Origin of the sequence: Proteus genomosp. 4 str. ATCC 51469, from assembly GCF_003144375.1 — a bacterium.
Lineage (GTDB): Bacteria > Pseudomonadota > Gammaproteobacteria > Enterobacterales > Enterobacteriaceae > Proteus.
Map to the genome: position 1 here is coordinate 81,997 of NZ_PENV01000005.1, position 13,393 is coordinate 95,389.

Annotated in this window: 7 protein-coding genes; 5 read left to right on the forward strand and 2 right to left on the reverse strand. The window is 34.6% G+C overall.

From position 1 onward, the window contains the following. Positions 1–25 precede the first annotated feature (25 nt). Entirely contained in the window at positions 26–6,886 is a 6,861-nt protein-coding gene (locus DK866_RS07355) for a neuraminidase-like domain-containing protein (protein WP_109408375.1), read from the reverse strand. A gap of 418 nt (positions 6,887–7,304) precedes the next feature. Between DK866_RS07355 and DK866_RS07360 the strand changes: the two genes are divergently transcribed. Then, complete coding sequence (locus DK866_RS07360) at positions 7,305–8,177, forward strand: LysR family transcriptional regulator (RefSeq protein WP_109408376.1); 873 nt, start codon at positions 7,305–7,307, stop codon at positions 8,175–8,177. 4 nt (positions 8,178–8,181) lie between these two features. On the opposite strand, the gene DK866_RS07365 is transcribed toward DK866_RS07360, so the two are convergent. Beyond that, positions 8,182–8,637, reverse strand: coding sequence for a regulatory protein RecX (locus DK866_RS07365; protein ID WP_109408377.1), 456 nt, complete (start codon positions 8,635–8,637; stop codon positions 8,182–8,184). A 356-nt stretch (positions 8,638–8,993) separates the two neighbouring features. Between DK866_RS07365 and DK866_RS07370 the strand changes: the two genes are divergently transcribed. From DK866_RS07370 to DK866_RS07385, 4 genes are all read left to right on the forward strand, one after another. Continuing rightward, entirely contained in the window at positions 8,994–9,980 is a 987-nt protein-coding gene (locus tag DK866_RS07370) for a hypothetical protein (RefSeq protein WP_109408378.1), read from the forward strand. Then, entirely contained in the window at positions 9,980–11,122 is a 1,143-nt protein-coding gene (locus DK866_RS07375) for a BamA/TamA family outer membrane protein (RefSeq protein ID WP_109408379.1), read from the forward strand. Before DK866_RS07370 ends, DK866_RS07375 begins: the two co-directional genes overlap by 1 nt. Further along, on the forward strand, positions 11,122–12,276 hold the full coding sequence (locus tag DK866_RS07380) for a DUF4056 domain-containing protein (protein WP_109408380.1): 1,155 nt from the start codon (positions 11,122–11,124) through the stop codon (positions 12,274–12,276). Before DK866_RS07375 ends, DK866_RS07380 begins: the two co-directional genes overlap by 1 nt. A gap of 275 nt (positions 12,277–12,551) precedes the next feature. Beyond that, positions 12,552–13,346 (forward strand): protein bax, encoded by a 795-nt coding sequence (locus DK866_RS07385; RefSeq protein WP_109408381.1) that lies wholly within the window; start codon positions 12,552–12,554, stop codon positions 13,344–13,346. Positions 13,347–13,393: the final 47 nt, after the last annotated feature.

Genomic DNA, 13,393 nt, shown 5'->3' on the forward strand with positions numbered 1-13,393 from the left:
CTGTAATTAATTAAGATTTAGATAATTAACGAATGGTGTAATTAATATGGAGAATGATGTCGTTTAATGTCAGTAACATCTCTTTTTGCTTACTTGTTGCATCAGGGAAGCTTAAAGTCAGTGTACTGCTATCATTCACAGGTAAACCTTCAAAAGGCAGATAACGATCATCATTGAAGTTCAATTGGAATTGACCACTGTCATTCATACCATGAGAAATCGCGATTGCATTACAACCTCTTGGTTTCACCGCACTACCGCCATAATTCAGCACTGCTCTTATATTCTGATAAGCACCTGTTAATGCAGGTAATGTCACACTAATTTGTTTAACTCGACGTAATTGACCTAAATCAGCAGGATAATCTTTGTCGATAGCTAAATCAGAGAGCTTAATCGTGGCTTGTAATTGGCCATTTTTCAGCGTAATACCATTTTCTGCTGTACCTAACTGTGTTTTTGATTGATTAATCACATCAGTTACTTGCTCAAAACCAAACGGCTTAGTGCTTAACCCTTGATATACATCGCTCAACGAAACAATTTTGGTAATTTCTAATGCGCGTTTATCTTTTTCAAGATAACTGTTTTCCATCTGAGTCAGGTTATGCATTAAGCTTTCACCTGCCATCAAACCAGAGTAATTACCTTGCCATGCACCTGGGCGAATAAAGGTTTGAGTTTCACCTAAATCGTACTGATAAGCCAATTCCGCCATACGACAGCGCGAAATGGTTAAGTCGTAGAAAGGCTTATAAATCGCCATTAATTTACCACGTAACCAGTTATACAAGGCTTTATTGGTAAACTTATTTTGTAAGAATGTTAAGTGCTCTTGTGTTTGCTGTTGTTGCAACTTCAAGCTATCAAGTTGTAAACTTGCAGCTTCTTTACGTACTTTTAAGGCTTCAAGTTGCGCATCAATTTGCTCCAACTCAGCTTTTGCATTATTACGAGATAATTCCCACTCTTCACGACGACGACGATAAGTCTCAGATTGACTTAATCTATCTGATGCAATATTGGTTGCAGAACCTGCCAATTGCAAACCGATCGCGGTAGCATTAAAGACGCCACCAAAGCGTGAGCCACCTACAGCCATACCGTAAATGTTAGGCACCATATCCGCAACCGCACCCGCCATATTCAACACTTGGCTAGACGTATTCAAAACAGAAGACGCTAAACGAAGATCCATCGCTTGTTGTTCTGATGTACTAATATTTTCATCATACAACTTGCCATAGTGATCAACGCGATTTTGTGCCCCAACACGTAACGCTTCTAACGCTTTCTTATTAAGAGCAAACTCCTCAATACTCTTTGTTTGATACTTCATATTTTGCAGAATAATTTCACTACCTTGCGTAGTAAGTAATTCTGACAACGCTTGGGCATCTTGACGTTCTGTAATGCTAGACAATGAACTACCAAACTGCATTAACTGATTAACCAAGGATTTTGCACTATTTAAAATCACAGGGAAACGATGTGTTGGCATCACTGCATTAGGTAAGGCACTGCCACCTTGAGATTGATTCACGGCGGCATTTTGTAATGCTTTTGGATCTGTCGGTGTAGAGTAAATCGCTAACGACAGAGGTTGCCCATCAATCGATAAATTATGACGTAAATTAAACAGACGTGTTTTTAACGTATCGCGATACTGTGCTAACTTCTCATTAATTTGTGGTAAAAAGAGTGCAGTTAATGAATTAGCAGTACGCGGTGATATCCTTTCTGCGCTTTCTTCCTTGATTACACGTGTTGGTTGTTTCGTTTTTGTGGCTGCCTCTGTTAATTTAGGGGATAACCACACGTTATCACCTAATAATTCGGTTTCATCACCCAACAATTTCAGCGCTTGCATATACCACATTTTGGCTTCATTTAAGGTTTCGCGCTCTAATATACGATAAGCACTGTCACCACGATCCATGAGAATATCGAGGCACTTCATAAAGGTCGCTAACTTGTAGTGCATAGGGTCCGTTTGCGCCACAGCATCAGGGTCAGTTGAATCGAGTTGATCTTTATCCCAAGCCGTATCCGTTAAAAGAGGGTGTGAATTCCACGCCCGATCAATATGAATACCATTCTCAATATAACCATTAGGGCTAAAGACATAACGCAACCAACGACCTGCTTCATCGTAATTTTGCCCTTCAAGCATTACATTGGCGATCATCATTGGAGTGTAATAGAACAGCTCCCAGAAATAGAGCGCATTGGCGCCATTAAAGTCCATGGTATCATCCGTATTACCCTCTAATGCAGGTTCAGGCAAACGCTGAGTATCTAAGGTTAAAATAGTATTAATACCTTTATTGGCACGTTTAACCAATTGGCGGGCAAATAAAGTATTTAAACGCACCAACATAGGCTTATTTGTAATACTCATTGACATATACTGAGCCATTGCTGAATTTGTTTCTACTTTAATAACACTTCCTGTATCTGCAACGATAGTTCTCTTAGCTTCAAATGAAAAAGCCTTTTCGGATAACACATCCGATTGTTTATTTTTAACCTTAACATTTACCGTTATCGTTGTTTTTTCATTTCTGTTAAATTCACTAGCTGGAATATCTAAACTAAGTATGTCATCTACATTATTGAAACTATTTATACCTTCATTAAATTGACTATGATTACTCCAACTATCAATATTGTATTCTTTACTGTTTTCCGTGGATTTTATTTCGATTGTAATATCACTAATCTTATCTGCGGTATTGTCATAGACTGGATCAAAATTTTTAATTGGCAATCCATCTAACATGTCTTTACCATAGATACCATAAATAAAATCATCCATATCAAATAAAAGAATAACATTAAAGCTCTTTTGTTTTATTAAATCATAAAGGTTATCATCCATATTTGTAGAGAAATATCCACTTTCCTCAGTGTATCCTTTTATCAGATCAAAGAACATATTATGATCAAGGGGATTTATGATAGCAGCTATTCCAATTTCAGATTTAATAACTTGACGATGGAGGTCTAAAGCCAGTTCAGATTCATCATTCTTATTAACAATATAAGCATAAACATTCCGTGATTTAAAATCAAAAATATAATAACAAGCAAAATCCGTCTCCTCATCACGTCTATTTTCCCAATCCCCACTTTTAGTTTTACCTAAGTCAACCCTAGCATAATAAATATCTTCAAATGTATAATTATCATTTTTATTATACGACAGTATTTTTTTCACATGCTCTTTTACATACTCATTAGCTTCAATGGTTTTTTTAATTTCACATTTAATAGCAGCAGAAAATAAACATATCGCGCCATTATTATTTAATTTAATTTTAGCATTATTAATTAAACTACCTTGTAATGATGCTAATTCAGAGTCTTTAACTGTCATATTAGAAGTAGGTTCACGTGAAATACTATAATTCGTCTTATCTCTTTTGATAAAATGATTATTTATAACTTTAACACTACTTTCTTTTGAATCACCTAATATATCAAACTCATTTTTTGCATTAATATAAATATTTTCGATTTCATTTGAATTCCCTTTAGAAAAACTCAATTCATTATCAATATAGTAAATTTTAAACTCATCTTTTTCATCTGAATATTCACCTGACATTTGATAAAATATAATCATAAGTTTATCAAACTCATCACTATAACTTAGATAAAAATTGAGCTTATCAAATTGCTCTAAAGCATCCAATATTTCATAATTAACAGGCGAACTCCAAGAACCATCATAACGAATATGAGATAGTTTTAAGCTATATTTAATTTCCTTTTCAATCTTTTCTGCCGTTTCATTTTTAGCAGTTTCAAACCGTTCAATCCAAGCAATATATAAACGGCTATTAAAAATAACAGGACGAATTAAACTATTGTAAGGATTTAAACCATTTTCAATTTTAGTCCACTCTGTCCATGCATTAGCCGCCATTTTATTGTTTTTAATTTTACTATGATCAGCACTACGCCAATAATAGCTCATTTGATCAGCAGGATTACGCCCAATAAAATAGGTAATACCGTCATCCAATGTCACGCTATCATGATAACCGCTTAATACTTCTAAATTAGCAATTTGCTCAAATGAGGTTAAATAAGTTTTAAAGGCATCTTCGACCATATCACTGTTAACACTATTTTGACTAATAGACTGTAATAGGGTATCCATCATTTTGGTTTGCCCAATACGCATAGTCGGGTCAACATAGTTTTCTGGATAATAGACTAATTTAGAAACGCCAGCCCAGGTACTATAACGTTTATTAAACTCATCCCACTGTGCAAAGAAGGTGCGACCTTTTACATTTTTATCAACTTCTTTTTCATCACCTGATAAACAATTGTTAATATAAAATTGAATATTGGCAATCGCTTGTGCAATCGGTGTTGTCATAATTTCAGCAGAAATTTGATTATCAATTAACAAGTGGTGATAAACATCATCACGACTAGTTAAAGATAGATTACTACTTTGATTGATATAATAGTGGGTTAATACGGTCGCTTTTTTCTCGTCCATAACTTGAACAAGCTGTGCCGTTTTTTCATTATTTAAACCCGCCTGCATAACTTGGCTTAACTTACTCCAATTATTATAAGTACCTGCTACATCATTATTTTCCGTATATTTTAAATCGACCAATAATTTAAAATCTTTGGGAGAAATACTGAGTGTTTTAGATAGTTCAACATATTGAATTAAAATAGTAATATTTTGAAAATCTGTTAGTTCTTTTTTTGGTGTTAATGCTAAAGCTTGGCTAATGGTTTTTTCATCAATATTTAAAATTAATGCCATTTTTTCAGTAGTTAATGACTGATTTTTAAGTTCAGTTAAAAACTCATTTGCTCTATCGCCACATTGTGAAATAAAGTGATGAAATTGAGTGATATGTTTTATTTTATCAATGGTTAAAATACTATTTTCATTAGGATAAAAAGATGCCAAATTGACACTGATAATTTCTAATATATACTTATTTAACCCTATCTTATTTGAAACCAATGTGGCTTTTTTAAGCCGATTAAAGAACACGGCAATATTTATTTTATCTTGTTGAGTTAAAGTATCTTTAATAATTATTGGCAATATCTCTTTTAGATATTTATTTCCCGATTCTAGATCAACCCATCGTAATATCCAGTTCGCTTTTTCAATAGAGTCAATACTCATTTCAGCGGCAATAAATGATGCAACAGCTGAGAATTGTTCATCATAATTATTTGGTGTATTTTTTAACATTACTCTTAAAGTATTAATTAATACTTCAAGTTCAGAACCAAATTCAGATTCATATTTTTGTGAACAAATTAAAAATAATTCACTTATCGTCCATTTCCCTTTTTTAGCGAATTTTAGCACATTATTAATAGCGTGAATTAAATTACCCATATCATCAGAAGTTTTATTTGTCACAATATTTTGATTAAAAGGTGATGGTAAAATATTAATAAGTAATACTAATTCATTAATTGATAAACCATAAATCTGTGCTAATAAACTCGTGCGGTACAGTAAGGAAATATTTGATAGTGAACAAGAGAAATTACTATTACCCGCTGCTAATTTCCATAACATAACCAGCTCAATATCATTGACATTAAAAGCGCGTTTTAACGTATTTAAACGAATAATATCGGTATCTGCTGTTGCATTTTCCAAATTAAGGGAATGGTTATCATCAACAAAAAGAATATCATTAAGTGGTGGGCTATTAAATAATTGATCAAATTGAGATAAAGTATTATCTAAAGATGTTTTAGAAATTAATCCACCATTAAGCACAATCGCTTGTTCTATGGTTATCGGGTAATTATTGATAATTACTTGCAAATGGAAAATACTACTTAATGTTTCTTTATTTATGTTTAATTCAGTACTTTTAGACTGGATCGCTGTAATCACTGCTAATAGCGACATTCCTGTAGCTTTATACAATCTAATAATTTTATTTAAATTCAATAGCTCTTTATTAGTCAGTGATTCTTTTTTATTAAACATATTTAAAACAAATCTGGCCTCTTTAATCTCAATGTTATAATAGTCAGCGATAAAACGAGAGCCACTTAATAATATTCGATTAATATTACCAAAGTTTTTCTTAAATAATTCATCTGTATTTGTATTTACATCTTCCACTAAAATATTATAAAGTTCAGGAGAAATATCTGCTTGAATAGAAGCTAATAGTGCTGAATCTAAGGTCTTAGTCACATCTGTTGCTGACATTAAACCTTCAAGATTTTTATCTTGAAGCATAATAGCTTGGCGAATAATTTCATAAGGTTGGTGATAAGGAGTACTACCGGTTAAACGGTTTGTGGCTAATTCACGATATAGATCTTTATTACTGCCTAATTTATTTTGTAACGTGGTAGTTAGAATTTGATTAGATAAAGAAAGTGTGGAAACTTCTTTATCCATGTTTTCTTGAGAAAGCACTAGTTGTGCTAAATCAGGGCGGCGTTTATCAAGATGATAAATTGAACTTTCAGCATGTAATGCTTTTGCTTCACGATAAAGTTCTGTTAAATAACTTGCTGGTGAAAACATAGAGGCCACAGATTTGCCATCAGCAAATATCTTTCCCCTTTCAGGAACCCAATCACCTAACGCACGACTTTGTGCTGATTGTGGTTGAATACCTAACGCGACCGCATTTTGTACTTGAGGATTATTACGTGCTAAATAATGAGCTTCATTAAGCTTATTAACTTTTTCGGCTTTTTGTGCCTGTGTATATAATGTTTTTGCTTCATCCCACGTTAATTTTTCATCACTTAATACACGTATTTCATGCAGTGATAATGGTGCTAATTCCTTTAATGTAATTGTTTCTGAAGTGGAAGATTTCATTTTTGTTAAAAGCGTATTAATGTTTTTCATTAAATATTTCCTAATATAAGTTAATTAAAATAGAGATAATTAAACCTTCTTTTCATCTCGATAATTAAAATATCAAGAAAGCCAAAAATGAAAATTGAGTTTTTTATAATGTGATATTGAGTTTTTTTATGCTTTATAGGTTGATTGCGATCTTTAATAAAAAAACACATCAAGAAAGTAGACATAAGTAATAAATAAAATATAGTAACAATAAAAAATCAATCATTTGATTTTGTTATTTATAAAAAACACTATTACTTATTATAAATTTTAGTCGCCAATGTTATTTTTTTAATTTATCCTCGATAATTTTTCACTTTTAGTCGCTCTAAAAATATTATTGACAAATATCAATGTAAAAATCTCATTCAAGCAGATTATTAATTTCAATTAATATGTCTCTGTGGAGAACACCTGCATGTTTTTCTCACGAAAAATAAATCAATTCTTTGCTGTCGCGACTTACCAAAGTCTAGTAAAAGCAGCAGAAAAAATTAATATCACCCCATCTGCGTTACGTCATGGTATTAATGAACTTGAAAACCAAATAGGTAAGTCATTGATTAAACGCTCAAAAAATGGAATGGAACTTACTCCGGCAGGAAAAACACTGTATGAACGACTATATCCCTATTATAAAAAAATTAGAAAAATTGAAACTCAGATCTTCGATTTAAATGAAGATAAGACATTGCTTTCAATTAAGTTAGATGGGCTTTATTATCCTGATTTGAAAACAAAACTATTGGAAATAAGACAAAAAAATGATCAATACAAGTTGTCTTTAGAAGATGGTTATATTGATGATATTAATGAAGAACTTTTTGATAAAGAGTTTGATCTTGTTATTTCCTCTCTTGAATTTGACTATTCTCATAAAAACATTAATGCGATTAATTTATGCACACAAAAAGTCGGCTTATTAGTAAATAAAAAACTCTTTGAAAAATATTCAGATACCAAAACATTCTTTGCTAAAGAAACGTTAATACAAAGGAACAGTTCTTTGCATAACCCGATATTTTCAACAATCTTAGATAGATTAAAAAAACAAGGTTACCAATATCATACTTTAGGTTTAACAGAAATGGCTGATGTATTGCAATGTATTGATGAAGGAGCTGGTTATTGCTTTATGCCTGAAAATATTCATTATATTTCAACGATCACAAATGATGAGGTGCAATTTATTCGCTCACCATTTCCTTTTGATATTTTCTTACATCAAAAAGTCTATTTTAAAAAGAATAATGATAAAAAATTAGCTGATATCGCAATGACACTACGCTAATCAATTAAAACAGCGCATTGATATAATCAGAGGTAAAGCCGCGATATTGCAGATAACGGATTTGTTTCGCTTTCTCTTTATAGTCCTTAGGATTGTCTGTACCAAATTTTTTCTCTTTGACCTCTTGGCAAAGTGCGTACCAATCAGTGTCTGTTTCTTCTAATACACGTTCAATAATTTCGCTGGGAAATCCTTTTAGGCGTAATTCTTGGCGAATACGTAACGGCCCATAGGATTTATTTAAATAACTACGAAAAAAACTATAAATAGTTCGATTGTCATCAAGGTACTGACTTTCAAGTAAGCGTTCGATTACTTGAGGCAAACATTCAGGGGCAGTCGGTGAATCCTTCTCAGTTTCGCGAATTCGACGTTCGATTCGACGTTGTAGTTCTCTTGTACTGTAATCACGACGAGACAGCATAAAAATTGCGTATTGATAAAGCTCTTGATAGGTCATAACGTTCCTTTATTAAAAAAGTCCATATAAAACGACCATTATCATAACGCGTTATCACCGAAATAGCTTATTTTGCTGTTAATTTCATCAATAATAGGGAAATTAATATATTAGTAATAATTAAAAGAAGAATTATCATTCTCTTTTATAATTGAAATCGACTACTTTTATTAAGGTTAGCTTAGAAAAAATAGGGTTTTTTATTTAATAAACCCTTAATAATCCTTTAAAAACGCAAAATATAAGCATCTATTACTATATATCGCACTTATAGCTGGTGACCACCAATTAGAAAAAGATTAAAATTTCCGGCTACTCTTTTACTACTTACTTTTTTAATTTTTTGTGGGTTATGTATGAACTTTTCCAATTTAAATAAGGTGGTATTAACCGCCTCTCTTCTTGCGACTGGCTTTTCTTACGCGGATAGCGATCGCCCACTGCTTTCTTTAAGTGTTAGCCAATCCGGTGGTACTGCTTTAAATAATGAAGGTTCATTAGATACCCGTACCCCAGCAAGCCAATCTCGTGTTTTACCAATTTGGGGCGATGAAGCCCGTGCCCGCGGTTATGATATTGCAGAGCCTTTTGGTGCCAGCTATAGCTATATGAATCTACGCCAAGATATTATTGTGGATAAGATTGGGTTTCATATAGATGATCCTTTAAAAAACCAATTGCTCGGGATTATTAAAGTTGATGCTGGTCACACTCGAGAAAAAAGTGAAACTCATATGTTAAAACTCGATAGCTGGGTATTTCCATTTTTAAATGTTTATGGACTCTATGGTAGAACTAAAGGTAAATCCAAAACTAACATTAATGCTGTTTATATAGCAGGCACACCTAATTATGAAAATACGCCTTTTACCTTAGATTTTAAAGGTAATACTTATGGTGCCGGTTTTACTTTAGCGGGTGGTTATAACCAATTCTTTGGTACTTTTGACTTAAACTATACCAAAACAAATCTAGATATCTTAGACGGTGATATTAAAGCATTAGTGATTTCACCTCGTGTGGGTTATGAATTTGTTTTTGAGCCATTAATTGCGGGTCAAGGTAATACTAAACTGCAAGTCTGGACTGGTGCGATGTATCAAGATATTACCCAACGCTTTAAAGGTGATGTTAGTAAACTCAATATGCCTGATGAATTTACTGATTTAATGGGTATGTTTGGTTTTGACGGAATGAAATTTGACGTTGAACAACATCTTGCTCATAAATGGAACCAAACTGTGGGTGCTCGTTTAGAAGTGACTCGTAATTTTAATGTGATCACTGAGCTTGGTTTTAATAATCGTAATAGCTTCTTTGTTTCAGGTGAGTTCCGTTTTTAATGGTTAAATACCCTTTTATTTTTGGGCTGGCATTTGCCAGCCTATTTATTTCGCATACAGCACAAGCACAACTCTTCCCCGATAGACAACAAATAGACCAATGGCTAGTTGAATTAGGGGGAGAAAATAACTTCGATCGCAGTAAAACTATCGACTGGGGTGTATTACCGGGCCCATTTTATACGCCAGAGCTAGAATTGGGTGTAGGCATTGCGCTTGTTGGTCTTTATCAAGCGGATAGTCGTCCTGATAGTAAAATCTCGTCTCTCTCGTTAAGCGGTTTTGGCTCATCAACCGGTGCTTTTGGTATGACCTTTAGCAACTACACTTACCTAATGGATGATACGTGGCGCTTTTATCTCACAGGAACATTAAATAATGTTCCTACCAATTATTGGGGAGAGGGTTATCACGAAGGACGTGTAAAAGATCATTTCGGCGAATTTCGCTCTCAAGAATTGCGTCTAACGCCCACGTTACTGCGTCAAATTACCAAAAACACTTATATAGGATTAGGGTGGGATTATTCTAATCTACAAGCTGCTGCCCCTGATAATCCCTTTAAAGCCTATATGAATGCACGTGATTTACCTTTGCGTTCAACTAGCTCAGGAATAACTGCTCGCTTTACTTACGATAGTCGCGATTTTTTACCAAACGCTTATCGAGGGCAGGCTTTTGATATCAGTTATACCCATTATTCATCGGATACTGGCAGTAATAACCGCTTTAATGCGACACAGATACAATATAACTACTATTATCCCTTAAGTGATACTGCGGTATTGGCATTTGATAATTATGCCCGTTTCACATCGGGTGATGTGCCTTGGAGCCAATTGTCTAAATTGAGCAATGGGCACCAAATGCGAGGCTATTATGAAGGGCGATATCAAGATAATCATGTCTTTTCAACCCAAGTAGAGTACCGTCAAAAGCTCAATTGGCGACATGGCATTGCTCTTTGGATGGGCGGTGGTACGTTAAGCGACCAAGCACGTGATTTAGGCAAAAGCCATTGGCTACCTAGTGTTGGTGTGGGTTATCGTTTTGAATTTAAACCACGTATGAATGTACGTCTCGATTTTGGCATAGGTAAAGAAAGTACAGGATTCTATTTTCAAGTAGGTGAAGCATTTTGATGTTTAAGCGGTTTCTTTTTATCAACACCATTGTCTTCTTCTTATTTATTGCAGGTTGCACTCAAGTCACCCCTGTAAAATCTCTGCATGCCAATCTTGATAGTGTTACCCATGAAGAAGCAACACAGCTTTGGCAAATACCTGAACCGCTAACAGCACCTAATGGCTTAAGGCCTTGTTGTGCTTTTGGTTATAACTTAAAAGTCAAAGCGTTTGAAATACCCGTTCCTTTTTATCGTATTGATAATGTAGCTGAAGCTTCGACACTAGGTAACCATCGTTATAACGATAGCTTTTGGCTGGGTGCAGCGGCCGTATTAGGTTTAGGAAGTGAAAAATCAGGTTTAATTTACTCTCATAAAGGAGGATTCCTTGATATCGCCCATATTCGTGATACCGCAGATTACACTTACTACCTCTTTAGCCATATCTATCCAAAGTTAGGTCAAGAGTGGACGCTAACGCTAAGCAATGAACTGGCACAACGTAAAATACACTTTAATGCTTTTACCCCACCTAAAGATGAAACAGAACGCTATACCTTAAGTGCTTATCTTGCTGCACACCTCGGTTATCGCCTTGCGGTATGGCATGAAATTGCACAATGGTATGGTTTTCGTTCTGTGCCGGGATTCTCTGAAGGTATCTCTGCATTTTCACCTGAAGATCTCTATTCCAATTTAATTGGAGCAAGGCTTTCTCTTACACTTATTTTAAAGGGTCATGCCACCAGCCTTGAGCAATATAATCAATCGATGCAGGGCATTATTCCTTCCGCACTCTACCAATTAGAAGCTCAACCTCGTCAATTAACACAGCAGTGGTTTGATGTGATTGATGGACAATGGTGGGATAGTCAACAACGTGTTCCTGACAAATTTTTAGTTTTAATGCGTGATTATCACATCTCGGATAAGCGGTATCCGGTGTTACCTTTTGAGGAAACAGCGTCTCCACATTACCTCACATTACCTAGTGCTTATTCTGGTTACGTTTTAGAACAATTAGCAGAATTTCAGCTTTGGCCGACAACGAAAATGGCAGATTTACCTCATCCAAAAACCTATTGGCATGAGGCGGATTTTACTGATTTAACAGAAAAAGCGCGTGAAATTGATAATAAAATTAGACCAAAAACAACAAAAACTGACTAAATAATAAACAAAATTAACACATTAAAAACCCTTATTTTTACTAAATTTGGGTTAAGTCATGGCTTTTTACATAAGATAAATTTAAGCTTACATCAAAAAAGCATTTTTTGTTAAAGAAGAAAAGCGATTATAAAACGTGGCCTTCCAGTAAACCTTATACATTTATTTAACAAATCACTCGTAGTTATCCTAATGTGAGGTGATATTTTGTAGCTATGAAAAAAGTAATTTGCTAGTATTCGTTCGATTTTTATCCAGTTAAACGAGGAGAAGCAATGCCCTCTCAATTGATGAGGACAAGTGCCGTCTTCGCTTTCTTGATTTCACTACTATTTACTGGTGTAAGTTTTGCTTCAACCAGTACCAGCAGTTCCCAGATACTGCAGGCGTATTCTTTTAAAAGCACGTCAACACCGTTGCCAGATTTGAAAAGATACCCTTCGGGAACACAGCGTAAGAAAGCGTTTTTAAATGTCATAGTTCCTATTATTGACAATGTTAATAATAAGATAATGAGAGATCGTGAGTGGTTAACTGCTCAACGTAAAGCCCAGCACTGGGGCAGCGCAGATTTAAAAAAACTGCGTGAAATCTGTCAATACTATGGCGTCACATGTACCAGCCCTAAAAAAGTAAATTGGGATTCGTTACTGACTCGCGTTGATATTATTCCGACACACTTTGTCGCAACGCAAGCCGCTACAGAATCTGGCTGGGGAACATCAAAGTTGGCACAACAAAATAACAATCTATTCGGTATGCGATGTGGGAGTCAGTCTTGCAATAACGTTCCAGGGAAAACCAAAGGCTATGCAGCCTACCCTGATATTGAAGGCTCAGTGATTGCTTATATGCGTAATCTCAATACGCACCGCGCCTATAATTCATTGCGCTCCTCAAGAGCACAGCAAAGAATGACGCAGCAACAACTCGACTCTCGCCAGTTAATCACTGACTTGAAAGGTTACTCAGAATTGGGTTCAAGTTATAACGATTATCTGACCGAAATGTTCGACTCAAATAAAAAACTGATCACTCAAGTTCAGTTGCAGTCGAAACAAGATAGTTAAGCCTTAACAGGCTTTCATCTGGCAAAAAGCCACTTTTCTTTCTAGAG

Excerpts from the sequence above, each read along its gene's own strand:
- DK866_RS07385 (WP_109408381.1), top strand. The coding sequence starts at position 12,552 with ATGCCCTCTCAATTGATGAGGACAAGTGCCGTCTTCGCTTTCTTGATT.
- DK866_RS07380 (WP_109408380.1), top strand. The coding sequence starts at position 11,122 with ATGTTTAAGCGGTTTCTTTTTATCAACACCATTGTCTTCTTCTTATTT.
- DK866_RS07365 (WP_109408377.1), bottom strand. The coding sequence starts at position 8,637 with ATGACCTATCAAGAGCTTTATCAATACGCAATTTTTATGCTGTCTCGT.
- DK866_RS07375 (WP_109408379.1), top strand. The coding sequence starts at position 9,980 with ATGGTTAAATACCCTTTTATTTTTGGGCTGGCATTTGCCAGCCTATTT.
- DK866_RS07370 (WP_109408378.1), top strand. The coding sequence starts at position 8,994 with ATGAACTTTTCCAATTTAAATAAGGTGGTATTAACCGCCTCTCTTCTT.
- DK866_RS07355 (WP_109408375.1), bottom strand. The coding sequence starts at position 6,886 with ATGAAAAACATTAATACGCTTTTAACAAAAATGAAATCTTCCACTTCA.
- DK866_RS07360 (WP_109408376.1), top strand. The coding sequence starts at position 7,305 with ATGTTTTTCTCACGAAAAATAAATCAATTCTTTGCTGTCGCGACTTAC.